Annotated in this window: 25 protein-coding genes; 9 read left to right on the forward strand and 16 right to left on the reverse strand. The window is 62.7% G+C overall.

Going from position 1 to position 23,470, the window contains the following annotated elements; all coding sequences use genetic code 11:
* The first annotated feature begins 156 nt into the window (after positions 1 to 156).
* On the forward strand, positions 157 to 1,887 hold the full coding sequence (locus V6093_RS16885; protein WP_367244074.1) for a dipeptidase: 1,731 nt from the start codon (positions 157 to 159) through the stop codon (positions 1,885 to 1,887).
* A gap of 170 nt (positions 1,888 to 2,057) precedes the next feature.
* Positions 2,058 to 2,495, forward strand: a complete 438-nt coding sequence (locus V6093_RS16890) for a CBS domain-containing protein (RefSeq protein WP_265978626.1) — start codon at positions 2,058 to 2,060, stop codon at positions 2,493 to 2,495.
* A gap of 6 nt (positions 2,496 to 2,501) precedes the next feature.
* On the opposite strand, the gene V6093_RS16895 is transcribed toward V6093_RS16890, so the two are convergent.
* The 3 genes from V6093_RS16895 to V6093_RS16905 all read right to left on the reverse strand — a co-directional run bounded on the left by V6093_RS16895 (position 2,502) and on the right by V6093_RS16905 (position 3,972).
* Positions 2,502 to 3,140, reverse strand: a complete 639-nt coding sequence (locus tag V6093_RS16895) for a hypothetical protein (RefSeq protein WP_003255871.1) — start codon at positions 3,138 to 3,140, stop codon at positions 2,502 to 2,504.
* 69 nt (positions 3,141 to 3,209) lie between these two features.
* A complete protein-coding gene (locus tag V6093_RS16900) occupies positions 3,210 to 3,452 on the reverse strand; it encodes a DUF2789 domain-containing protein (RefSeq protein WP_161774164.1) in 243 nt (80 codons plus the stop codon).
* A gap of 61 nt (positions 3,453 to 3,513) precedes the next feature.
* Positions 3,514 to 3,972 carry an aminoacyl-tRNA deacylase gene (locus V6093_RS16905; RefSeq protein ID WP_003255874.1) on the reverse strand — a complete coding sequence of 153 codons (459 nt, stop codon included), beginning with the start codon at positions 3,970 to 3,972 and terminating at the stop codon, positions 3,514 to 3,516.
* Positions 3,973 to 4,070: 98 nt separating this feature from the next.
* Here V6093_RS16905 and V6093_RS16910 point away from each other — a divergent pair, with 98 nt between their 5' ends.
* Both V6093_RS16910 and V6093_RS16915 read left to right on the forward strand, forming a co-directional pair.
* Entirely contained in the window at positions 4,071 to 5,417 is a 1,347-nt protein-coding gene (locus V6093_RS16910; protein WP_265978622.1) for a nodulation protein NfeD, read from the forward strand.
* Between the two features lie 2 nt (positions 5,418 to 5,419).
* Positions 5,420 to 6,175 (forward strand): slipin family protein, encoded by a 756-nt coding sequence (locus V6093_RS16915; protein WP_014861487.1) that lies wholly within the window; start codon positions 5,420 to 5,422, stop codon positions 6,173 to 6,175.
* A 45-nt stretch (positions 6,176 to 6,220) separates the two neighbouring features.
* Here the strand turns inward: V6093_RS16915 and V6093_RS16920 are convergent, their stop codons facing one another.
* The 3 genes from V6093_RS16920 to V6093_RS16930 form a co-directional block, all read right to left on the reverse strand.
* The gene (locus V6093_RS16920; protein WP_003255879.1) at positions 6,221 to 6,853 is read right to left on the reverse strand and encodes a LysE family transporter; all 633 of its coding nucleotides are present in this window, start codon (positions 6,851 to 6,853) and stop codon (positions 6,221 to 6,223) included.
* 99 nt (positions 6,854 to 6,952) lie between these two features.
* Positions 6,953 to 7,540 carry a mechanosensitive ion channel family protein gene (locus tag V6093_RS16925; RefSeq protein ID WP_003255880.1) on the reverse strand — a complete coding sequence of 196 codons (588 nt, stop codon included), beginning with the start codon at positions 7,538 to 7,540 and terminating at the stop codon, positions 6,953 to 6,955.
* A complete protein-coding gene (locus V6093_RS16930; RefSeq protein ID WP_003255882.1) occupies positions 7,540 to 9,450 on the reverse strand; it encodes an ATP-binding cassette domain-containing protein in 1,911 nt (636 codons plus the stop codon). The genes V6093_RS16925 and V6093_RS16930 overlap by 1 nt, the downstream gene beginning before the upstream one ends.
* A 50-nt stretch (positions 9,451 to 9,500) precedes the next feature.
* On the opposite strand from V6093_RS16930, the gene V6093_RS16935 reads away from it, so the two are divergent.
* Complete coding sequence (locus V6093_RS16935; protein ID WP_047603240.1) at positions 9,501 to 9,980, forward strand: TIGR02444 family protein; 480 nt, start codon at positions 9,501 to 9,503, stop codon at positions 9,978 to 9,980.
* Here V6093_RS16935 and V6093_RS16940 read toward each other — a convergent pair.
* Positions 9,959 to 10,987 carry an AlgP family protein gene (locus tag V6093_RS16940; RefSeq protein ID WP_265978618.1) on the reverse strand — a complete coding sequence of 343 codons (1,029 nt, stop codon included), beginning with the start codon at positions 10,985 to 10,987 and terminating at the stop codon, positions 9,959 to 9,961. The genes V6093_RS16935 and V6093_RS16940 overlap by 22 nt on opposite strands.
* Positions 10,988 to 11,165: 178 nt before the next feature.
* Here V6093_RS16940 and V6093_RS16945 point away from each other — a divergent pair, with 178 nt between their 5' ends.
* The gene (locus V6093_RS16945) at positions 11,166 to 11,804 is read left to right on the forward strand and encodes an FKBP-type peptidyl-prolyl cis-trans isomerase (protein ID WP_047603245.1); all 639 of its coding nucleotides are present in this window, start codon (positions 11,166 to 11,168) and stop codon (positions 11,802 to 11,804) included.
* Between the two features lie 8 nt (positions 11,805 to 11,812).
* Here V6093_RS16945 and V6093_RS16950 read toward each other — a convergent pair whose 3' ends face one another.
* The 7 genes from V6093_RS16950 to V6093_RS16980 all read right to left on the reverse strand — a co-directional run bounded on the left by V6093_RS16950 (position 11,813) and on the right by V6093_RS16980 (position 18,192).
* Positions 11,813 to 12,283 carry an Rsd/AlgQ family anti-sigma factor gene (locus V6093_RS16950; protein WP_003255887.1) on the reverse strand — a complete coding sequence of 157 codons (471 nt, stop codon included), beginning with the start codon at positions 12,281 to 12,283 and terminating at the stop codon, positions 11,813 to 11,815.
* A gap of 231 nt (positions 12,284 to 12,514) precedes the next feature.
* A complete protein-coding gene (locus tag V6093_RS16955) occupies positions 12,515 to 13,021 on the reverse strand; it encodes a disulfide bond formation protein B (RefSeq protein WP_004576400.1) in 507 nt (168 codons plus the stop codon).
* A 222-nt stretch (positions 13,022 to 13,243) separates the two neighbouring features.
* Positions 13,244 to 14,482, reverse strand: coding sequence for a heme biosynthesis protein HemY (locus tag V6093_RS16960; RefSeq protein WP_003255891.1), 1,239 nt, complete (start codon positions 14,480 to 14,482; stop codon positions 13,244 to 13,246).
* Positions 14,479 to 15,579 carry a uroporphyrinogen-III C-methyltransferase gene (locus tag V6093_RS16965; RefSeq protein WP_003255892.1) on the reverse strand — a complete coding sequence of 367 codons (1,101 nt, stop codon included), beginning with the start codon at positions 15,577 to 15,579 and terminating at the stop codon, positions 14,479 to 14,481. Before V6093_RS16965 ends, V6093_RS16960 begins: the two co-directional genes overlap by 4 nt.
* 45 nt (positions 15,580 to 15,624) lie before the next feature.
* Positions 15,625 to 16,392: a uroporphyrinogen-III synthase gene (locus tag V6093_RS16970; RefSeq protein ID WP_003255894.1), complete on the reverse strand. Its 768-nt coding sequence runs from the start codon at positions 16,390 to 16,392 to the stop codon at positions 15,625 to 15,627.
* Positions 16,389 to 17,330 carry a hydroxymethylbilane synthase gene (gene hemC / locus V6093_RS16975; RefSeq protein ID WP_003255895.1) on the reverse strand — a complete coding sequence of 314 codons (942 nt, stop codon included), beginning with the start codon at positions 17,328 to 17,330 and terminating at the stop codon, positions 16,389 to 16,391. Before hemC ends, V6093_RS16970 begins: the two co-directional genes overlap by 4 nt.
* Positions 17,331 to 17,448: 118 nt before the next feature.
* Positions 17,449 to 18,192 (reverse strand): LytTR family DNA-binding domain-containing protein, encoded by a 744-nt coding sequence (locus V6093_RS16980; protein WP_003255896.1) that lies wholly within the window; start codon positions 18,190 to 18,192, stop codon positions 17,449 to 17,451.
* 297 nt (positions 18,193 to 18,489) lie between these two features.
* Here V6093_RS16980 and argH point away from each other — a divergent pair, with 297 nt between their 5' ends.
* Positions 18,490 to 19,884 carry an argininosuccinate lyase gene (gene argH, locus V6093_RS16985; RefSeq protein WP_003255897.1) on the forward strand — a complete coding sequence of 465 codons (1,395 nt, stop codon included), beginning with the start codon at positions 18,490 to 18,492 and terminating at the stop codon, positions 19,882 to 19,884.
* Positions 19,885 to 19,990: 106 nt separating this feature from the next.
* On the opposite strand, the gene V6093_RS16990 is transcribed toward argH, so the two are convergent.
* The gene (locus tag V6093_RS16990) at positions 19,991 to 20,653 is read right to left on the reverse strand and encodes a glutathione S-transferase (RefSeq protein ID WP_406669564.1); all 663 of its coding nucleotides are present in this window, start codon (positions 20,651 to 20,653) and stop codon (positions 19,991 to 19,993) included.
* Positions 20,654 to 20,801: 148 nt separating this feature from the next.
* Here V6093_RS16990 and V6093_RS16995 point away from each other — a divergent pair, with 148 nt between their 5' ends.
* Both V6093_RS16995 and V6093_RS17000 read left to right on the forward strand, forming a co-directional pair.
* Positions 20,802 to 21,104, forward strand: a complete 303-nt coding sequence (locus V6093_RS16995; protein ID WP_010951568.1) for a hypothetical protein — start codon at positions 20,802 to 20,804, stop codon at positions 21,102 to 21,104.
* A 69-nt stretch (positions 21,105 to 21,173) separates the two neighbouring features.
* Positions 21,174 to 21,419 carry a TIGR02647 family protein gene (locus V6093_RS17000; RefSeq protein ID WP_003255900.1) on the forward strand — a complete coding sequence of 82 codons (246 nt, stop codon included), beginning with the start codon at positions 21,174 to 21,176 and terminating at the stop codon, positions 21,417 to 21,419.
* A gap of 62 nt (positions 21,420 to 21,481) precedes the next feature.
* On the opposite strand, the gene V6093_RS17005 is transcribed toward V6093_RS17000, so the two are convergent.
* The gene (locus V6093_RS17005) at positions 21,482 to 23,425 is read right to left on the reverse strand and encodes an FTR1 family protein (protein ID WP_182375466.1); all 1,944 of its coding nucleotides are present in this window, start codon (positions 23,423 to 23,425) and stop codon (positions 21,482 to 21,484) included.
* Positions 23,426 to 23,470 lie beyond the last annotated feature (45 nt).

Below are 23,470 nucleotides of genomic sequence, written 5' to 3' on the forward strand. Positions count from 1 at the left end.
GAAAGCCCTGGGCCTGAGCCCGGGGCTTTTTCGTTTGTGCGCCATGTCACCTTTCTGGTACTCCCGTGCCACGGGTCATTGATGTTAGCGTGGGCGTCTTCCCGTTCTCCGAACGGGTAACCCATAACAATGATTGGCGAAGGAATGCGCACAACCATGCAGTTGAAAAAACTCACCGCCACCACCCTGTTGCTGGCCAGCATCGGCCTGTTCACCCAGCCTGCCCAGGCCAACCTCACCCAGCAGCAGTCCGCAGCTATCGTCAAAGCCTTCGACGGCAGCGACCCAAGCGATTTCAGGCAATTCCTCGGCAAGCTCAAAGGCAGCGACCTGGGCAAGGCCGACAACCTCGAGGCAACCGTCGACGCCTACCTGGCCAACAAGCCATTGGCCGCCGGGCAACAAGACGAGATCAACCGCCTGCTCGGCCTGTATACCCGCATCAAGTACGGCAAAGCCGCTACCGAAACCCTGCGTGAACTGGTAGCCATCCCCACATTCAACGTCGAGGGCACACCGCAGTACGAAAACCCTGAATTCCTCAAGATCGCCGACAAGATCAAGGCCTTGGCCGACCGCTTCGGCCTGGCCTTCCGCAACATCGACAACCGGGTGTACGAGATCTCGCTGGGCAGCGGGAAGGAAGTGATCGGCATCCATGCCCACGCTGACGTCGTGCCGGTCAACCCGGACAACTGGAAGCTGGCCGACGGTACGCGCCTGGACCCGTTCAAGGTCACCCTGGTGGGTGACCGCATGTACGGCCGCGGCACCGAAGACGACAAGAACGGCATCGTGGTGGCGATGTACGCACTGAAAGTGGCCAAGGACGAAAACCTGCCGCTCGCCCGGCAGTTCAAGCTGCTGATCGACACCACCGAAGAAACCAGCGGTGATGCCATCCCCTACTACTTTGAGCGCAACCCTACGCCCGATTACAACCTGGCCCTCGACGGCGGCTACCCCGTAGTGATTGCCGAGAAAGGCTACGGCACGGTCATGGCCAGCTTCACCAAACGCCCAGCCAGCGGCAAGGGTGCCGAGATCGTCAACCTGACCGGCGGCCTGGCCACCAACCAGATCCCGACAACTTCGGTTGCGACCCTGATTTCTGACAACCCGGCACAGCTGGTCAAGCACCTGCAGCAAGCCGGTGCCAGATATGTGAAGCAGCATGGAAGCGACTTCAGCATCGACGCCAAGGCCGACGGCAAGCAAGTCTTGCTCACCGTGACCGGTGTTTCCGCACACTCTTCGGAGCCGGAATCCGGCATCAACCCGGTGGCGCGTATGCTCGACTTCATTAATGGCCTCGGCCAGCAGGTGTCGCTCAAGCACAACCACTTTACCGACGCGGCCCGCTACGCCGCCGAAAACTGGGGCCTGGACTACCTGGGCAACACGCTCGGCGTGGCCTTCAAGGACCCGTTCATGGGCCCGCTGACCACCTCGCTGACTTTTGTCGGGGTGGATGACAAAGGCTTGAAACTGGCGGTGAATCTGCGCATTCCCAAGGGGAAGCCGATCGCCACGATCAAGGACGAACTGGCCGACAAACTGGGCAAATGGACCCAGCAAAGCAACACCTCGGTGGCGTTCGACTTCAGCCTGGACGAGCCGATGTACCGCAACCCTGAAGGCGAATGGGTCAAGGCCCTGCTCGCTGTGGCCACCGAGAACCTGGGTATGAAGCATGAGTTCGGTACCTCGGCCGGCGCGACTTCGGTGCACGATCTTCCCAACGGTGTGCAATTTGGCCTGGCCATGCCGGACGTGAAATACACCGGGCACAACGACAACGAGTTCAAGACCGTGGAGCAGTTTATGCTGGACTTGCAGGTGGTGAGCGAAATGGTGGCGCGGATCGGGCAGATGCCGAAGCTTTGATGCGCAGTACCGGCCTCTTCGCGGCTTTAGCCGCGAAAAGGCCGCTACAAGCGAACAGCCATGACGTTTTTCAATCGCCTCCATGCCGTTTCCTGCATTGCCGTGCAGAGCGCCGTACCGGATGCTTTAGTTACTCCGAGACAGTGCTTTTTTCACCCGCAGAGGCCCGTATGAAGACCGTCGAACAAATCCTCAAGACCAAGTCCCAGCACCAGACCGTGTACACCATCGGCCCGGATGACTCGGTGCTCGACGCCCTGAAACTGCTGGCGGAGAAAAACATCGGTGCGCTGCCCGTGGTCGAGGGTGGCCACGTAGTGGGTATCGTCAGTGAACGGGACTATGCGCGCAAGCTGGTCCTCAAGGGCCGCTCTTCCGCCGCCACGCCGGTACGCGAAATCATGAGCGCACCGGTGGTCACCGTGGAGCCCAAGCAAAAGCTCGATTTCTGCATGAACCTGATGACCGACCGGCACCTGCGTCACCTGCCGGTGGTCGACAACGGCAGATTGCTCGGCCTGTTGTCGATCGGCGACCTGGTCAAGGAAACCATTGACGAACAGGCGAGCCTGATCAAGCAAATGGAGCAGTACATCCGCGGCGAATGAAACGCCTCAATGGTAGGCGCGCTCCAGCTCGTCCAGCTGATGGTCGAAGCTACGCAGGCGCGCCGACCAGGTGTATACCAGCACTTCCAGGTCACGGTTGAGCACTGCCGTATTGCCGTGGCCGCTGTGCGTGGGCTCGCCGAGGTCCAGTTGGTAGCGTTCGCGGGCCATCGCCTGGGCCACGCTGGACAGGTCGCGAGCGTTGGCCAGCCAGTGGTGATGGCGGTCATGGATTTCGCGGTCGAGCACCCGGCACTGGCGCTTCAGCGCATCCAGGCTCTGCTCCAGCGGAGTGCCCCTGAGCTCGCCCATGACCTCTTCGAAGGTACGCCCCGAATGCCAGTAGCTGCCCCAGAAATAACGGTCGAAAACCGTCTCGACGCGGCGTAGCGCAACCTTGGTATTCCAGATGGTCAGCAACGTTCGCCCCTGCACCACTTCGCGCTTGTTAAGGCGCAACTGCTGCCAGGCGATCCATGTCAGCGCCACCAGTGCAACCGCTACAGTGACTGCGGCAGCGGCGTACAGGAAATGCACGGCCTGGTTCATCTGTTGCGTCTGCCTGATGCCATAGAAGTAACTGGCCGTCAGGGTGCCCAGGATCGTCACGGAACACCAGAAACCTGGTGCGTAGGGATCTTTCATCGCGCTATCCCCTTATTGTTTTCCTGAGCATAGCAACGGCCGATCACTCGTCAGGTGCCGCTCGGCGCTTTATTTTCGGGGGCGGCGCAAGGCTTCGTTGAGTTGATCGAAGGGCACGGCCCAATCGGAATCTTCAATGATGCTGTCCTGGAGAAATGCCCGCTGAGAGTCGTTCCAGAACGGCGCATCCACCAGCCTGATTTCGTTCTTCAGCGGGGAATGGCTGGTGATGAACTGATCGATACTCGTGGGATCGTCGGGCAAGCCCAGCTGCTTGAACAGTTCGGCAAAGGGATGGATCGGCGCTTCCATGGTTCCTCCTTAGCGCCAGGCAAGCCGTCCACGACGCCCGCCTGGCATTGGTTTGAAAACATCAGCACAGCTCGCGCACTTCGGCGTGCGGCACCAGTTTCATGTACTGCTCCATGCTCATGTGAATCAGGTGATCGTGGTCACCCGCCTCCAGGTAGACATCGCCTTGGCGGGTAAGACTCGGGTCGAGCAGCATTTTTATCTGGTAAGCATCGCCAAGGGCCGGCACGGCACCGCGTTCGCAGTCATTGAACAGGCTCGGCAGACCACTTTCACGGGTCAGATGCCAGGCCCCGGACATACGCACCTTGGTCATGTCCAGGTGCCGGTTGGCCGGTAGCACGGCCATGATGTAGTTGCCATGACGGTCATCGAGCATCACCGACTTGGCGACCCGCTCGGCGGGCACGCCGGCCGTTCGGGCCGACTCCAGGCTGGTGGCCGAATGTGGGTGGGGAATGATGTCGTAGTCGCAGTTGGCCTTGTCCAGGCGGGCCTGCAGGGTCTTTGCCATACGCATGATGCACCTCCGGTTTCGCCCCCCAATCTTCAATTTTAGGCCGGGTACGGGTGGGCGGGGCTAAACTTGTGTAATACGCGCAAATGAGGTGACGACAGGTGATCGCCCGCTGCTGGCGTTGGCTGTTGCTGCTGTTGTTGCTTGGCATCACGCCAGGTGGCCAGGCAGCGCCCGGCGCGGTGTGGGTGCTGGGCATCGACGACGCCATCGGCCCGGCCAGCGCCGACTACCTGGTGCGCAGCCTCGGCCAGGCCCAGGCGCAAGGCGCGCAACTGGTGGTTATCCGCATGGATACCCCGGGCGGGCTGGACAGTGCCATGCGCCAGATGATCAAGGCGATTCTCGCCAGCTCCGTACCCGTCGCCAGCTACGTTGCCCCCAGCGGCGCCCGCGCCGCCAGCGCCGGCACCTATATTCTCTACGCCAGCCATATTGCAGCGATGGCGCCCGGGACCAACCTGGGCGCCGCCACGCCGGTGCGGATCGGCGGCGCGCCTGGCACGCCCAGTGATGACAAGGCAAAAGGCGGCGACGATGAAACCCTCGCACGCAAACAGGTCAACGACGCCGCCGCCTACATCCGTGGCCTGGCGCAGATGCGCGGCCGCAACGCCGACTGGGCGGAGAAGGCCGTGCGCGAGGCGGTCAGCCTGTCCGCCAACGAGGCCTTGCGGCTGAACGTGATCGATCAGGTGGCCGATGACCTGCCTGACCTGCTGCGCGAGCTCGACAGCAAAACGCTCCAGGTGGCCGGCCAGCCACGCCAGTTGCAGACCGCAGGCGCCAGCGTGGTCGAGCACCTGCCGGACTGGCGCACACGGGTTCTGGCGGTCATCACCAACCCCAGCGTAGCGCTGATTCTGATCATGATCGGCGTTTACGGCCTGTTGTTCGAATTCATGAACCCCGGCTCTGCGGTGGGCGGTGTGGTCGGTGGTATCTGCCTGCTGCTGGCGCTGTATGCGCTGCAGCTATTGCCGGTGAGTTTTGCCGGGGTGGCGCTGATCCTGCTTGGCATCACCTTCATGATCGCCGAAGCCTTCTTGCCCAGTTTCGGCGTGGTCGGCTTCGGCGGCATCGTTGCCTTTGTGGTCGGCGCGTTGATCCTGATCGACACCGACGCCCCCGGTTTCGGCATCCCGCTGGCCTTGATCGGCACCTTGGCGCTGCTCTCGGCACTCCTGATCGGTGGCGTGCTGGGCATGGCCCTCAAGGCCCGCCGACGGGCACTGGTCAGCGGCGACGCCGGCCTGGTCGGCAGCCTGGTTACCGTCACCCAGGTGATGGCAAGCGACCCCTTCTGTGGTGTTGTGCTGGCTCAGGGCGAGCAATGGCAAGTGCAGTGCGCAACGCCGCTGCAAACTGGCCAGAACGTACGGGTGACCGCGCGCCATGGCGTGATGCTGGAAGTGAGCGCCGCCGCCCCAGCGACGCAAGGAGAATGACCATGTTCATGCAAGTCGGTTTCGGCGCCGTTCTGATTGTGCTGGCCATGCTGGTGCTGTCGGCGTTTCGCATCCTGCGCGAATACGAGCGCGGCGTGGTGTTCCAGCTGGGGCGCTTCTGGCAGGTCAAAGGGCCGGGGCTGATCCTGTTGATCCCGGTGATCCAGCAAATGGTGCGGGTCGACCTGCGCACAGTGGTACTGGATGTGCCGCCGCAGGATGTGATCACCCGCGACAACGTTTCGGTCAAGGTCAACGCAGTGTTGTACTTTCGCGTGCTCGACCCGCAGAAAGCGATCATTCAGGTTGAGGATTTTCTGGTGGCAACCAGCCAGCTGGCCCAGACGACCCTGCGTGCGGTGCTGGGCAAACACGAGCTGGATGAGCTGCTGGCAGAACGCGAGCAACTGAACCTGGACATCCGCCAGGTGCTGGATGCGCAGACGGATGCCTGGGGCATCAAGGTGGCCAACGTCGAGATCAAGCACGTTGACCTGAACGAGTCGATGGTACGCGCCATCGCCCGCCAGGCCGAGGCCGAGCGCGAACGTCGGGCCAAGGTGATTCATGCCGAGGGTGAACTGCAGGCGTCGGAGAAACTGATGCAAGCCGCACAAATGCTGAGCAAGGAGCCGGGGGCGATGCAGTTGCGCTATATGCAGACGCTGGGGACGATTGCCGGGGACAAGAGCTCGACCATCGTCTTCCCGCTGCCGATAGATCTGCTGAAGGGTTTGGTGGACAAGGAGAAAGAGTGATGGGCCAATCGCGGGCTTGCCCGCGAATGGCCTGTATGCGGCCTGTCAGACCGGCGCGCGGCGCAAGGTCGCCAGGAAGGTGGCTGCACCAATGAACAACCCGGCAAAGGTGCGGTTCAAACGCTTCTGCTGTTTGGGGGTGCGCAACATGCGCAACACATGCGAAGCCAACCCGGTGTACCCCGCCATCACCAGCAGGTCGACCGTGACCATGGTCACGGTGATCGCCACATATTGCGGCAGCAGCGGCGCATGGGGATTGAGAAACTGCGGCAGCACCGCCAGCATGAACACCAGCGCCTTGGGGTTGCTGATGTTGACCAGGAAACCACGGAACACCAGGCTCAACGGCTTGCCGATCGGGCGCACGCCTGATTCATCGCTCATGTCCATCGGCAGGGCACGCCACTGCTTGTAGGCCAGGTACACAAGGTAGGCGACGCCAAACCACTTGATGACCTGGAACGCCGTGGCCGAGGCGGCCAGGACGGCACCGACGCCGGCGGCGATGATGGCGATCTGCATGATCAGGCCCAGCTGCAGGCCCAGGGCGTTCCAGTAACCACGCCAGAAGCCGTATTGCAGGCCGCTGGACATTGAGGCAATCGCCCCGGCACCGGGTGAAAGGCTGATCACCCAGCAAGCGGCAAAGAAGCCTAACCAAACTTCCATCGACATCACACACCTCGCTCGAACATTTGTTGCAAAACGTTAAGCTAAGGTTTTGGCGAAAAAATAACCAGTGCTTTCTGATGGATTTGTGGGGCCAGTGCAGGCTCAGTCAGCTTCGGCAGCGGTTTCTTTGTGCAGGGCCTGTACCTCGGCCCCGCGCCAGCGCCGCACCGACTTCTGGAAGAACTGACTATTGGGCACCTGCACCAGCGCCCCGCCCGCTTCGGGCACTTCCAGCAGGGTGGTAAACAGCAGGTTGATAGCGATCACCCGGCCTTTCACGCCTGGCTTGTCGAGGGTGTCGACCAGCTCGACCACATCGCCGATGCGAAACGGCCCGACCGTGAAAATCAACACCGCGCACAACAGGTTGGACAGCACGCTCCACATGGCGAAGAAGGCCACCGCCGCTACCGCTACGAAGCCGGAAAGTGCTGTCCACAACACGGTTGCCGAAACGCCCATGCGCTCCAGCACGAACAGCAGCGCGCTGCCCATGATCAGCCAGCGCAGGCCACCGCGCACGGGCACCAGCAGCTCCGGCGGCAACGGGTAACGCTGGCCCAGGCGGCTCAGCCCGCGAGCAATGATGCGCTGCAGGACGAACGCCGCGGCCAGGATCAAGAGGATCTGCAAACCCAGCCAGAAGGTGTCCATCCATTGCCCTGGCAGCAGCGAACGCAGTTCCTCCATCAGGACAACGCCTCGAGTTCGGCCTGCATGCTTTCAAGGGTTTCCAGCGCTTCCATCCAGGCCTCTTCCAGCTCGCCTTCGCGTTGCTTGAGCTTGGTCTGGCGCGCCAGCAGGTCGCGCAACTCGTCCTTGCGCGCCGCCTCGTAAAGGCCACCATCACCCAGCGCGGTCTCGATCTCGGCCAATTGCGTGTGCACCTGGTTGAGCTCGGTTTCCAGCTTGTCGGCAGCCTTCTTGTGCGGTGCCAACTGCTGACGCAAGGCTGCGGCAGCCTGGCGCTGGGCTTTCTTGTCGGTCTTGTCCGGGTTGGCCGGTGCAGTACTGGCCGGCGCACTGCGCTGGCGGTACTCGACCAGCCAGCGGCTGTAGTCCTCCAGGTCACCGTCGAAGGTGTCGACCTTACCGTCGGCCACCAGCAGGAAGTCGTCCGTGGTGCTCTTGAGCAAATGACGGTCGTGGGACACCACCACCACTGCACCGGCAAACTCCTGCAAGGCCATGGTCAGTGCCAGACGCATTTCCAGGTCCAGGTGGTTGGTCGGTTCGTCAAGCAGCAGAAGGTTTGGCCGCTCCCAGGCAATCAGCGCGAGTGCCAGGCGGGCCTTTTCGCCACCGGAGAAGTTAACCACCGGCTCGTCGCAGCGGGCACCATGGAAATCGAAGCCGCCGAGGAAGTCGCGCAGCGTCTGCTCACGCTCGGCAGGGGCGATGCGCTGCAGGTGCAGCAGCGGGCTGGCCTTGTCGTCCAGCGAGTCCAACTGGTGCTGGGCAAAGTAGCCTACAGCCAGGTTCTCGCCACGAACCAGACGGCCCGACAACGGCTCCAGTTCACCTGCAAGGTTCTTGATCAGGGTCGACTTGCCGGCGCCGTTGGGCCCGAGCAGACCAATACGAGCGCCTGGGGTGAGCTGCAGTTTGACCTTGTCGAGGATGGCCTTGTCGCCATAACCCAGGCGACCTTCGGAAAGGCTCAGCAACGGGCTGGAAATTTTCTGCGATTCACGGAAGACAAAGTCGAACGGTGAATCGACATGCGCCGCCGACAGCTCTTCCATGCGCTCCAGGGCCTTGATCCGGCTTTGCGCCTGGCGGGCCTTGGTGGCTTGCGCCTTGAAGCGGGCAATGTACTTCTCCATGTGCGCGCGCTGCGCCTGCTGCTTCTCGTAGGCCTGCTGCTGCTGCGCCAAGCGCTCGGCACGGGTGCGCTCAAAGGCGGTGTAGCCGCCTTTGTACAAGTTGAGCTTGCGTTGCTCGACGTGCAGCACATGGTCGACCACGGCATCGAGGAAGTCACGGTCGTGGGAGATCAGCAACAACGTGCCGGGGTAGCCCTTGAGCCAGTCTTCCAGCCACAGGATCGCGTCGAGGTCGAGGTGGTTGGTGGGCTCGTCGAGCAGCAACAGGTCGGACGGGCACATCAGTGCCTGGGCCAGGTTCAGGCGCATCCGCCAGCCACCAGAGAAATCGCCGACACGGCGGTCCATCTGTTCGTTGGTGAAGCCCAACCCAGCCAGCAACTTGCGCGCACGGGCATCGGCGGTATAGCCGTCGGCGCTTTCCAGCTCACTGTGAAGGCGCGCCAGGGCGGTGCCGTCGTGGGCGTGCTCGGCCGCGGCCAGTTCGGCCTGGACCTTGCGCAGGCGCACGTCGCCGTCAAGCACATAGTCCACAGCCAGGCGGTCGAGGGTGTCGACCTCTTGGCGCATGTGGGCGATGCGCCAGTCGCCGGGCAGTTGGCAGTCACCGGCATCGGGCGACAGCTCACCACGCAGCAAGGCGAACAGGCTGGATTTTCCGGCGCCGTTGGCGCCGATCAGGCCGGCCTTGTGACCGGCGTGCAGGGTCATCTCGGCGCCTTCTAGCAAGCGCTGCGGACCACGCTGTAAAGTGAGGTTGGATAGTCTGATCATGATGGTCGCGGAGTCTACCAGCTTCCTCGGCCCATAGCGCGAGTGGAACCATGCACACCGACCTGTGGAATTACGCACTGACCCTGTATGCCAGGCCCGGCGTGGAAGCCGCCTGCCTTGAATTGCAGGCACTGGGTGGCGATGTCTGCCTGCTGCTGTGCGCGACCTGGCTGCAAGCACGTGGTGTGGCCGTACTGGGCGAACGCGCGCAAGCACTGCAAGAACTTGCCGAGCCCTGGCAGCGTGACGTGGTCACTCCGCTACGCAGCCTGCGCCAGCAATGGCGAGCCACAGCATCGGGTGATACACAACTGGCGGCATTACGTGAGCAGGTGAAGGGGTTGGAGTTGCGGGCTGAAAAAGCCTTGCTGGAGCGCTTGCAGGAACGCTCACAACAGTGGCCCGTGGGCTCCCATGAGCCCGCGGACGACTGGCTGGCCCGGCTGGCACCGGACCAGGCTCTGCATCATGACGCGCTAGTTCAGTTGCGCGTCGCAGCGGCTGCGCTTCAGGACGCCGAAGGTGCCTGAGCCGGAGTACTCACAGGTGCCGACGGTGCAGCAGCAGGCGGGCTCACCGAGTTGGTTGTGGCCGCCGGTGGTGTAGCGGGCTTGGCTTCAGCAGGCTTGGCGGCGGGTTTGGCGGCCGTGCGTGCAGGTGCCTTGGCGGCAGCTGGTTTTGCGGCCGGCTTGGCAGCAGGGGCTTTGGCAGCTGGCTTGGCCGCAGGTTTGGCGGCAGCGGTCGCCTTGGTAGCCGGTTTGGCTGCAGGCTTGGCAGCAGCGGTCGCCTTGGCCGCCGGTTTGGCCGCAGGCTTGGCGGCAGCGGTCGCCTTGGCAGCCGGTTTGGCCGCAGGTTTGGCAGCAGCGGTGGCCTTGGCAGCCGGTTTGGCCGCAGGTTTGGCAGCAGCGGTGGCCTTGGCAGCCGGTTTGGCCGCAGGTTTGGCGGCAGCGGTCGCCTTGGCAGCCGGTTTGGCCGCAGGCTTGGCGGCAGCGGTCGCCTTGGCAGCTGGTTTGGCCGCAGGCTTGGCGGCAGCGGTCGCCCTGGCGGCTGGTTTGGCCGCAGGCTTGGCGGCAGTGGTCGCCTTGGCAGCTGGTTTGGCCGCAGGCTTGGCAGTAGCGGGCTTGGTGGGTTTAGCCGCACGCAGATCAAGGGCCTTGGCTGCAGCTTCACGTACCTTGCCTACACCCTGAGCCAGCTTGAGGCTGTCCTGAGCATCGCGTTTGAGTTGCTGAATGTAAGAGCGCGTCTGGGTTTGACGCTCCTTGAGAGACTCGAGCAGCTCTTCAAGTTCACCGATGGCTTTTTGCGCCTTGCTTTGCGCCTTGGCTTTACCTGCCTTGGCCGCGTCTTGCAGTTTCAGGCGACCGTTGTGCAGTTTTTCCTGCGCCTTGCCACGCTGCTTTTCCAACTTCGCCAGCAGTTTTTCCGCATCAGCCAGCGCTTGCGAGCAGGCCTCTTCCAAGTGTTCGAGCAAGCTGCCCGAAAGTTGCTGGAGCAGGTGTAACGGCGTACTTACTGGCTTCTTTTTGGCCGACATGGTTTACCTCCTGGCTGACGAGATTGCGGCTCATACTATGCTTCTGCTGCTACCGCCGCTAGGGCATGTTGACCGTAATGTTTACGCCGCGTTGCATGCCTGGGCAAAGTTGTTATCTTGCAGCTGCGTGAAAGTGTAGTTGCTGAATTAATCATTGCTGGTATTTGGGAGTCAGGCGTTGCCTCGATATCTTGTTTTGGGTTTATGCCTGATGGCACCGCTCGCCTTGGCCGACAACGACGAACACGATTTGGCCTACAGCCTGGGTGCCAGCCTGGGTGAGCGCCTGCGCCAGGAGATGCCGGGCTTGCAGCTGGATGCACTGGTCGAAGGCCTGAAGCAGTCCTATCAGGGGCAACCCATGAAACTCGACAAGGCACGCATGCAGGCGGTGCTGCAGCAGCATGAGGCCCAGGAAGGCGACGCCGCTGTGCAAAAGCTGCAGGCCGCCGAAACGCGTTTCATGGCTAATGAACGTGGGCGTTATGGGGTGCACGAACTAACGGAAGGTGTGCTGTACAGCGAATTGCAACCAGGCACGGGTGTGCAGCCGAAAGCGGGCGGCAAAGTGCAGGTGCGCTATGTGGGCAGATTGCCGGATGGCTCAGTCTTCGACCAGAACCAGACCCCCCAATGGTTCAACCTGGATTCGGTTATCGAAGGCTGGCAGGTCGCCTTGCCGAACATGCACACTGGCGCCAAGTGGCGCTTGGTAATTCCTTCAGCGCAAGCCTATGGCGCCGAGGGGGCGGGAGACCTGATTGCACCCTACACCCCCTTGGTATTCGAGATCGAACTGCTGGCGGTTGGCGACTGACGCCAACCTCAGGCCTGCACTGCACCCTCTTCCTTGTGTGCGTTGTGCAGCACTTCGATCAGGCAGTCTTCAAGCTCGAAGCGCTCATGCAACAACCCGCCCAATTTGGCCAGCTTCTCGGCAAAGCGTTCGGTGTCCTTGCACTCCCCCTTGGTGCAATGGTCATTGAAGGCCAGTGCGATCTGAGTACTGTCGTTGATCCGTGGGTTGATCTCTTCGGCCAGCTTCAGCGCCTTCTTGTCTCCGAACGCCTTGGCCTCGCTGACCAGTTGCTCGCAGACTTCGAAGTGCCACGCCGAAACGTAGTCGACCAGAAGGGCGCAAAAGTCCCCGTTGGTGTCCTTGTCGGCGAAGGCTGGCCTCACATCGCGCAGGGCGCGAAAAGCCTGCACCAGTTCCTGGCGCTCCTCCAGCCAACGGTCGATCAGCTTGTGAACCCCACCCCAGCGTTCCTGGGCGTTCTGACAACTATCGAGCATGGCGATCTCTTCCCTTCTGGGTAGATGCCGCTGCACCTCGCACCACGACCGCGCAGCACAAAGGTGACATCAGCAGGACGGCATCGAGCAGTTGTTTTTCCGGTATGCGTGCTGGGAGATTATTCCCGCGCGTGCTGCCCTTCAAGGTACGCAGCACACAAAGTTCATACAAGTGTTTAATACCCTGTTACATCACCATTGGTCGCGCTAATGGCACAACCTTGCGCCAGGTCATGTTCTTGCCAGGGTGCGGAAACGATACGCCAGCAGGCAACTCAAGGGCACCACCGCCAGCAGCAGGAAGGCTAACAGGCTCCATTCCGGCAGTGTCAGATCGAGAAAGCTCCAGGCAAGCGAACGACAATCCGGGCCACCCAGCAACAGTTGCCGTGCCGCCTCACCCCAGGATTGCTCGAACACTCGCCCGATCGGCACCGGGCATACCTCATTGACCCCCTCAGCCCCCTGCAACCAGACATGCCGTGCTGCCAGCAATGCGCCGGCCAACGAGCAGCCCAGCACCAGGCGAGCATAACGAAGGATGCCCCGCGTGCCCGGCGCCTGCAGCACGGCTGCGAAGCACAGCAGCGCGTACACGCCAAGCAGCAACCGTTGGCTGAGGCACAACGGGCACGGCATCAGCCCCACTGTGTTTTCCAGACGGAAAGACGCAACCAGTACCGCCAATGCGACCAGGCAGGCAGGAAGAAAAAAGGTGCGCAAACGGGCCGGCAGCATGGGCGGTGAAGGTCCCGGGGAAAAAGTAGTGGCTTGAAACGGTAGAGGAAAGACACGCTTTGTTTCAAGGCACGACAGCAACGACAAGTCACTGAATCGCGTAGGAAATTTCCAGATATGCCGTAGGAGGCGACTGAAGAAATAGACTTCAGATCAAACTGACAGCGAAAGATAAATTACCTGCCCCCAAAGCCCGCACCTTTGCGCGGGCCTTGGGGTAGGTCAGGCGCGCACGCCTTCTGGCAAAGGCAGCGCCAGCAGGCGCTCGTCCAGCAGGCCAAGGCCCTCCTGGAACAGCTGGTTGCTGCGCTCCGTCTCGCCCAGCCCCGCGAGCAGGCGAGCCAGCTCTGCACAGGCCTCGGGGTTGCGCTCCATGCGCAGGCTGCTTTCAAGGTAGTCACGCGCCTTGCCCCACAAGCGGTTCTGCAGGCTAAGACGGCCCAGGGTCAGCAGCAGGCTGGCGTCTTGCGGGTGAGCCTTGAGCCAACCTTCAGCGGTTTGCAACTGACGTACCGGGTCATCACCACGCACCAGCCCGTAAAGGCGGGCCAGATGGCTTTCGTAGTCGCGCTTGAGGGCCGTGCGCAGCACCTGTTCGGCCTCGTTCTGGGCACCTACCTGGCGCAATTGCTCGGCGTACGCCAGCACCAGTTGCGGCTCCTGGCGCTGGGCTGCGGTCAACTGCTGCCAGGCACGCTCCAAGGATTGGCGTGCACTGTGCGCATCTTCGCCACGGGTAGTCGCCAGGCTCAGGTTCTGGCCCCAGGCGCGTTGTTCCAGAGCAGCCAGCTCTGCGGCCGGCAGCACCTTGCCCTTGCGCAGGTCGGGCATCAGGCGGATCAGTGCAGACCAGTCGCCGCGCTCCACGTAAAGGCGTTGCAGCAAGCGCAGCACCTGGCCGTTGTGCGGGTGGCGTTCCTGCATGGCCAGCAGGGTTTCCAGGGCTCCATCGTTTTCGCCACGGTCCATTTGCAACTGGGCATGGGTCAGGGCAATGGCCAGCTCGGCTTGCGGCTGGCGCTCCAGGGCACGCTCCAGCAGGTTGTCACTGTCTTCGGTGCGGCCTTGCTCGTTGGCGGCACGCGCGGCACCAAGGTAGTACAGCAACGGCTGGCGCTCAGCCTCGGCGGCACGGTGCAAGTGCCGTTGGGCACTGGCCCAGCGGCCCTCGGCAAGATCGAGCTGGCCCTGTTCGATCGCCAGGCGGATACGTCGGCTGCGGTTACGCCGTGACCACGGGTTGACCACACCACTGGAAGTCAGCACCAGGCCGACCAGATAGCGCAGCAACCACAGCAGCAGGACGACCGCCAAAATACCCGCCAAGGCAGCCCACAGCCCCGACTGATAACGGAAGCCACCATAGGAAATCAGTACATAGCCGCTGTGCTTGGCGACCGCGATGCCCAGTGCCGCAGCAACCACGATCGCAAGCACGGCCAACAGGTAGACACGCTTCATGGCTTGCCCCCTTCAGCCTCGGCCGGCAGGTGACGGCGCTGAATATAGGCCTGCACTGCCGCCAGGCTTTCACTAAGGTCAGGGGTAACCACCGACACCGGCTGATCGGCCAACGCATTGAGGCTGTCGAGCATGGCCTTGCTTTGCGGGTTGTCTGCATTGAAGTTGGCCAGCAGTACGCTGCGGGCGTCGTCCAGCGCCTGCGTGTAAACCTTGGCATCACCATTGAGCGCCGCCCACTGGGCCTGCTCGATAGTCAGGCTCAGGGCCAGGCGCAGCTGGTTCAGTTGCTGCCCGGCCAGCAACGGACGCACGTTTTCATCAGCGTTGAAGTCGATCTGGAAGTACTTGGATATTTCTGCCCACCACTGCGACAGCCTGCTGGCACCATCACCGTCGGCGGTCAGGGCGCCAAGCGCATCGGCGTTACTGTCAAACTCGGGGGACTGGGCGCTCAACTGCTGTACCAGCTCACGCTGCGCAGCCAGCTTCAAGAACAGGCCTGTGCGGTCCGGTTGCTGAGTGCTGTTGAGCGTGGCCAGGCTGCGTGCCAGTTGCTCGCGGGCGGCGAAGGCACCCGGGTCGCTCTGCTCGCGCAGGATCTCGTCGGCGCCTTCGACCAGGGCTTTGGCACTGGTGATGTCCTGCAACGCGGAAAGGCGCAGGGTAGCCAAGCGCAGGAGGTGCTCGGCTTCGGCCAGGCGCCACTCTTTGCGGCTTTCTCCCAGCACGGTTTCCAGGCGCTGACTGAGCCGCTGCTGGTCGCCCTGCAGTTGGGCTACCAAACGCCGGCGGTCTTCCAGCTCGCTGGCGGCTGGCAGACTGGCCAGTTGCGCACTGATCTGCTGTTCACGTTGCTGCAACGCCTCGGCGCGCTGGGTCAGCGCCTCGATGTGCTGGCCCTGGTTGAACTCACTGCCCTGCAGTTGACGCACCTGCCAGACACCCCAGCCACCTACCGCCACCCCGGCCGCACCCAGCAGCAAGGCCAACGCTGCCAGGCCACTGCCGGAGCGCTTGGCAGGTGGGGTGGTAACGGGTTCCGCAGGCGCCTGTGCCGACGGTTGATCGTTATTGGACAAGACAGTCTCGCTCACGTATCCATCCTTTGCATGGGGGCGCACCGCATTCAGCTTAGCGCCTTAAGAGGCAGGTGCAGCGCTACGCTGCACGGCTGCCAGCAAGGCCGTGGCACTGGCGCCACGGCAATCCACAACCTGTTGGGCCCCAGCGGCCTTGGCCTGCTCGGCGACCCGCGGGCTGGGCACGAACAGCGGCAACTGGGCCAGCCGCAGCCAATCGGCACCGGCCATCTGCTGCAAATGTTCAAAACCCTGCCCACTGCTGACCACCAGGCCATTGAGGCGTTCCGCTTCAATGCGGCGCATCAGCGTACCCGCCGGGTAGGCTGGCAGGCAGCGACGATACAGTTCCAGATATTCGACACTAGCACCTTGCTCTGCAAGACGCTCTGCCAGCAGTTCGCGACCTCCGACGCCGCGAACGATCAAGACACGCGGTGCCGGCTCGGTAAGTGCCTGGCGCAGGGCCGGCAATGCCAGCAAGGCTTCGCTGTCATCGCCACGCGGCGGAAAGCTTACCTCCAGCCCTGCACCCTGCAGCACCCCAGCGGTTGCCTCACCTACGGTGAACCAGCCTCGCTGCGGAGGCTGGATGCTGGTCTCGGCCAGATGCTCGAGCAACAGCCGGGCGGCCGGCTTGCTGACCACAATGATCGCCTGGAAGTCATGCAAGCCCTCCAGCGACAGTCGCTGTGGGGCTTGCACGGTAATAGGTTCAATTTCCAGCAGTGGCAGGCAACTGCTGCCCACTCCCGCTGCCGCCAGGCTTTGCGCCAGCGCCGCGCAGTCCTCGGCAGGCCGGGTCAGCAACAGGCGCCATTGGCTCACGGGTGACCGGCCTCGCCGTAGACTTCCTTCAGAATGGCCTCGGCGCCCTGCCCCAGCAGGTCTTCGGCCACCTGTACGCCCAGGGCCTCGGCAGCGGCACGGGGTGCACGGGCATCGGCCACCAGCAAGGTCCCGCCGCTAGGCTGGCCGACCAGGCCGCGCAGCCACAGCTGGTCACCTTCAAGTACCGCGTAGCAGGCGATCGGCACTTGGCAGCCACCATTCAGGCGTTTGTTCAGCGCGCGCTCGGCGATCACCCGGTCAGCGGTGTCGACATGGTGCAGTGGCGCCAGCAGTGCATGGATCTCAACGTCGGCACTGCGGCACTCGATGCCCACCGCGCCCTGACCACCTGCCGGCAGGCTGTCATCGACGCTGATGGTGGAGGTGATGCGGTCCTCGAAGCCCAGACGGATCAGGCCCGCCGCGGCGAGGATGATGGCGTCGTACTCGCCGGCATCCAGCTTCGCCAGGCGGGTGTTGACGTTGCCGCGCAGAAAGCGGATTTGCAGGTCTGGGCGGCGCGCCAGTAACTGGGCCTGACGGCGCAGGCTTGAGGTACCGACGATACTGCCGGCGGGCAGCGCTTCGAGGCTGTCAAAGGTATTGGAAACGAAGGCATCACGCGGGTCTTCACGCTCGCAGATGCAGTACAGGCCCAGGCCCTCGGGGAAGTCCATGGGCACGTCTTTCATCGAGTGCACGGCGATGTCGGCTTCGTTGTCCAACAGCGCGGTTTCCAGTTCCTTGACGAACAGCCCCTTGCCGCCGATTTTTGCCAGCGGCGCGTCAAGCAACTTGTCACCGCGGCTGACCATGGGCACCAGGGTCACCTGCAGACCGGTGTGGGCCTGCTCGAGGCGGGCCTTGACGTATTCGGCCTGCCACAGGGCCAAAGCACTTTTACGGGTGGCAATGCGGATTTCGCGAGTGGACATGAAACGCCCCGATCCAGAGAAATACCGCCGATCATAACAGCATCGCCGGTATCGCTTGCAGATACGGATCAACAGGCCACACACAGTCAGGTGCAGGAGCGGCCCGAGTCCAAGGGCCTCAGAGGGTCTGCATCATCTTGCGCACACCGGCCACATGGCGACGGCTGACGGTCAAGGCATCGCCGTCCAGGCCTTTCAGATACAGCTGAAAGTGCCCCAGCGGGGTGCGCTGCAAGCGTTCGATGCGCTCGCGGGCGACCAACGCATTGCGGTGGATGCGCACGAAGCGTTCGCCGAATTCGTCTTCCAGGGCTTTGAGTGGCTCGTCAAGCAGCACCTCCCCGGTTTCGTGACGCAAGGTCACATACTTGTGGTCGGCAATGAAATAGATCACCTGGGATAAAGGGATCAGTTCGATGCCTTTACGCGTGCGGGCACTTATATGGCTGCGAGGGCCGCCGCCTTCATTGGCCGGCCGGGTAAGCGCCGCCAATTGGGCGCGGTTGGGTTTTTCGGCCTTGCGCAAGGCATCGCGCAAGGCCTGGGCCTGGAAGGGCTTGGTCACATGGCTGAGGGTACTGTCCTTGAATGCCTCTGCACCGTATTCATCATCCCCGGAGCAAAACACCACCGCCGGCGGCGCCTCGCGTTCGCACAGGCGAGCGGCAACCTGCAGGCCATCCAGGCCTGGCATGCCGATGTCCAGCAGGACCACATCGGGCTTGAGGCTTTCAATCAGCGCCAAGGCCTCATCGCCGTTGGTGGCGCTGGGCTCCAGCACAGTGTAACCCTCCAGTTCGCCGAGCAGCCGGCTGAGGCGTTCACGGCCTTGGGGTTCGTCATCAACGATCAGGACATTCATAATTGCGCTGGATTCCTGAATGAGTCTCGCACAGGTATAGCGTAGACAGGTGTGGTTCGAGCGACACTGCGGTCACGCTCTAGACCGGTGCGATGGCCAAAGATTCACTCGGCCCGGCAGATTCACTGCCAGTCCTTTGTCCAACTGTAGACGGTCCGTGGAACACTGCCGTTCATTCCTTGAAATCCTTCTATGCGATTTTCCGGGCATTTCTCTCGACCGGCGCCCTGCGGCAGCCAGCCCAACCCTGCTATCATCGACGCCACTTTTTCGTTCACGCCTGCAATGAGTGAATCCATGAGCACCGACAAGACCAATCAGTCCTGGGGCGGCCGCTTCAGTGAGCCCGTCGACGCCTTCGTCGCCCGTTTCACCGCCTCGGTAGATTTCGACAAGCGCCTGTACCGTCACGACATCATGGGTTCGATTGCCCATGCCACCATGCTGGCGCAGGTCGGCGTGCTCAGTGATGCCGAGCGCGACACCATCATCGATGGCCTGAAAACCATCCAGGGCGAGATTGAAGCCGGCAACTTCGACTGGCGTGTCGACCTTGAAGACGTGCACATGAACATCGAAGCACGCCTGACCGACCGCATCGGCATCACCGGCAAGAAGCTGCACACCGGCCGTAGCCGCAACGACCAGGTGGCCACCGACATCCGCCTTTGGCTGCGCGACGAAATCGACCTGATCCTGGGCGAAATCACCCGCCTGCAGCAGGGCCTGCTGGAGCAGGCAGAGCGTGAAGCCGAAACCATCATGCCTGGTTTCACCCACCTGCAGACGGCGCAGCCGGTCACCTTTGGCCACCACCTGCTGGCGTGGTTCGAAATGCTCAGCCGCGACTATGAGCGCCTGGTCGACTGCCGCAAGCGCACCAACCGCATGCCACTGGGCAGCGCCGCGCTGGCCGGCACCACCTACCCGATCGACCGTGAACTGACCTGCAAGCTGCTGGGCTTTGAAGCCGTGGCCGGCAACTCGCTGGATGGCGTGTCGGACCGTGATTTCGCCATCGAATTCTGCGCCGCTGCCAGCGTGGCGATGATGCACCTTTCGCGCTTCTCCGAAGAGCTGGTGCTGTGGACCAGCGCGCAGTTCCAGTTCATCGACCTTCCGGACCGCTTCTGCACCGGCAGCTCGATCATGCCGCAGAAAAAGAACCCGGACGTGCCAGAGCTGGTACGTGGCAAGAGCGGCCGCGTGTTCGGCGCCCTGACCGGCCTGCTGACCCTGATGAAAGGCCAACCACTGGCCTACAACAAGGACAACCAGGAAGACAAGGAACCGCTGTTCGACGCCGCCGATACCCTGCGCGACTCGCTGCGGGCCTTCGCTGACATGATCCCGGCGATCAAGCCCAAGCACGCCATCATGCGTGAAGCGGCCCTGCGCGGCTTCTCCACCGCGACCGACCTGGCCGACTACCTGGTTCGCCGTGGCCTGCCATTCCGTGACTGTCACGAGATCGTTGGCCACGCGGTGAAGTATGGTGTGGACACTGGCAAGGACCTGGCCGAGATGAGCCTGGACGAACTGCGCCAGTTCAGCGATCAGATCGAGCAGGACGTGTTTGCCGTGCTGACGCTGGAAGGCTCGGTGAATGCGCGTGACCACATTGGTGGTACGGCGCCGGCGCAGGTGCGTGCTGCCGTGGTTCGTGGCAAGGCCCTGTTGGCGTCTCGCTAACTCCCGGGGCGAGGGCTTCGCCCTCGTTCGCGGGTAAACCCGCTCCTACAACGGTTGTGCTGTACCTGTAGGGGCGGGTTTACCCGCGAATGACCCAACACAAATCTCAGCGCTTGCCGCTGCGGATCATCTCCATGAAGGCTGGCATCGACGCTTCCTTGTCCGCCAAGATCCGCGCCATGTGCGGGTTCTCCCCCATCAGTTGCAGCAACGCCTTGGCCTGCGGGAAGTCCGCCAGGAAGTCGATGCTCAGCACCTTCTTGCCCACCGCGTTGGCCAGGTCGACCGAGAAGCAGAACATCAGGTCTGCCAGCGTCAACTGCTCGCCCGCAACATAGGGGGCAAAGCGCCCGTTGCGCTTGAGCGTGGCAAACCCGGCCAGCAGGTCCGCACGCGCTTTCTCTTTGATCAGCGAGTCGACCGACATGCCAAAGAACGACTCGGCATAACAGGTACGCGCCGGCAGCTCGATGTACAACTCGATTTCCTTGAGCAGCTCCCGCACCTTGGCTTGGCCGAACGGGTCGGCTGGCAGCAGCGCCTTGCCGCCCCGGGTCTGCTCGATATAGTCGAGGATCACACTGGTTTCGCTGAGGAAGCCATGTTCGGTTTCAAGCACCGGCACCTTGCCCCGCGGGCTCACTTCCAGCGCCTGTGGCGCCTGGCCGCCATAGAAGGTGACTTCCTCGAAAGGCAGGCCTTTTTCGAGCAGGGCCAGCTTTACCATGTTGTAGTAGTTGCTGACCGAGAATCCATAAAGCTTGAGCATGACGAAACAGCCTCCAGGCCGTAAGGGGTTGGCGTGGACTTTATAGACTGAACACCTGCCACTGACCAGCGTCATGCACCCCGTCAATGCCCGGGCATTGCCGCCACAGGCATGGCACACTGTTGCATCCCATCCTAGGAGTACCGCGATGAGCGAGCCCACCGACATCGACAATGACGACGACGAAGCCTTCGCCGAGGCAACGCTGACCCAGGCCATCGAAAACCAGATCGAAAGCGGCGAGCCGCCTGCAGCCAAGGCCACTTTCAACAAGCTGACGCTGGTCGGCTATGAGCGTGAAGACATTCTGAACCTGATGGCCCATGTGCTGGCCTTCGAGATCGACAACATGCTGGTAGAGGACCGTGCGTTCAACGGCGAGTGGTATGAGAACGCTCTGCGGGCACTGCCGGAGCTGCCGCCTGAGATGGATCAAGGCGACGACGAATAACCCGGCTACACTCGAAGATCAGGCACCGTAGAAAGTGCCGCAATCCTTGTCTGGAAGTCAGGAGTCGCCATGCCTTTTACCCCCGATTTGATCGACGAAATGGAAGTACTCGCGCTGTTCAAACACGACAGCAGCCAGGAAGGCATCAAGATAACCAGCACCGCATCCCCTGCCCTGATCGCGGCTGCGCAACGCCTGCATGAGAAGGGGCTGACCGATCAGCCGGATGGCGGCTACCTGACCAGCCTGGGTCATGACGCCGTTGAAAGTGTCCAATTGCTACAGAACATTCTCAAGGCGCCACAGCCGGCCTGAGCATCAGGCTTGCGCAAGATCTGAGACCTTGCGCGGTCCCTGTGGGACCGCGCAGGCTCCAGTCAGTTGGCCGCAGTACTGCGCTTTTCCGCCAGCCACGAGCGGCCGTAAAGGAACACGATGGCCAGCAAGGCCACCGCTTGCGCCGACAGCGAGTAGGCATCGGCATGAATCCCCAGCCAGTCAAACTCAAAGAACGCCACTGGCCGTGTGCCCAGCACGCCGGCCTCTTGCAGCGCCTTCACGCCATGCCCGGCGAATACTACCGACAGCGCGCACAGCAGCGCGGCGTTGATGCTGAAGAACAGCGATAGCGGCAGCTTGGCCGAACCCCGCAGAATCACCCAGGCCAGGCCCACCAGCAGCACCAGTGCCGTCGCGCCACCCGCCAGCACCGCCTGATGCCCGGCGGCGCCTGCCTGCAGCCACAGGGTCTCGTAGAACAGGATCACTTCGAACAATTCGCGGTACACCGAGAAGAATGCCAGCACAGCAAAGCCGAAACGCCCGCCACCGCTGACCAGGCTGCTCTTGATGTAGTCCTTCCAGGCGGCAGCGTGGCGGCGATCATGCATCCACACGCCAAGCCACAGCACCATTACCGCGGCGAACAGCGCCGTGCAGCCTTCCAGCAGCTCGCGCTGAGCGCCCCCCACATCGATCACATAGGCCGCCAGCGCCCAGGTGGCGAAGCCGGCAACCAGCGCCAGGCCCCAACCAGTGTTGACGCTACGCACTGCCGACTGCTGCCCGGTATTGCGCAGGAAGGCCAGGATCGCCGCCAGCACCAGAATCGCCTCTAGGCCTTCACGCAGCAGGATCAGCAAACCGGAGATATAGCTCAGCGTCCAGCTCAGGCCATCGCTGCCCAGCAGCTTGGCCGCCTGCTCGAGCTTGGTTTTGGCGTCGGCCAGACGCTGTTCGGCCTGGGCCACGGGCAAGCCGTCCTGCAAGGACTGGCGGTAGGCCATCAACGTTTTTTCGGTGTCCTTGCGCGCCTGGGTGTCGATGTTGTCCAGCGAGCTTTCCACCAGCTCGAAACCCTCCAGGTAGGCCGCCACCGACAGGTCATAAGCCTGATCGTGGTCGCCTGCGCGGTAGGCCGCCAGGCTCTTGTCCAGTGTGCTGGCCGTGTATTCGAGCAATTGCGCCGGGCCGCGCTTTACCTGCGGCGGCTGGGCACGCTGGGCACGGAATGCCTCGACGGCCGCAGTGCCTTCGTTGGCGGCGACTTCGGCCGGCGTCTGGCGAGCCAGGTCGGCGAGGTTCCAGGTCTTGTCACCCTTGCCCGCTTCCGGCTTGGCGGTGAAGCTGGCGATGTACGCGGCCACGTCCCAGCGCTGGCGGTCGTCCAGCTGGTCGGCAAACGACGGCATTTCGGTGCCGTCGATACCCAGGGCCAGCGTGTTGTAGAGGTCGAACAGGCTCAACTGGTCCAGGCGTGAGGCATCACGCAGGTTGGCGGGTGCAGGCTCCAGGCCCACGCCAGCCGGGCCATCGCCGGCGCCGGTGTCGCCGTGGCAGATCGAGCAGTTCTGTGCGTACAGCGCAGCGCCGCGGGCGGGGTCCGGGGTAATCACCGGAGCCTGGCTGACCTCGTAAGCCACCGCCAGTCGCGCACCCAGCTGCCGGGCCTGTTTAGCGACCGCGGTACCTTCCTGACGCTGGTCGATGGCCTGGCGCAGCGCCTGGACGCCCTGTTCCAAAGCCGCTTGTTCAGTATTTGCGGGCAGGCCTTTGACCAGGTCAGCCAATACCGCGCTGAACTCCTGTTGCTCGCGGTATTCGCCCTCGTCGATCACCTTGCCGTCCTGCACGGTCGGCGGGTAGTCGGCACCAATGTAGTCCAGCAAGTGATGGGCTTTGGCAGCTTCGGCGGGGGACTCGGCCAGCGCCAAGGAGCTGCACAGCGCCAGCACCGGGCCGAGCAATACAGCCGGCAGCCAGGCAAGCAGGCGGGAACGGGTTTTCATGGCCAGTCTCGAAGGAAATGCGAAAGAGAACATTGTTCACTTCCACTTTGCTTCACTCAAGGGTGCTGGGCGGATTTC

It is taken from the genome of Pseudomonas putida group bacterium ESBL64 (assembly GCF_045277175.1).
GTDB lineage: Bacteria > Pseudomonadota > Gammaproteobacteria > Pseudomonadales > Pseudomonadaceae > Aquipseudomonas > Aquipseudomonas alloputida.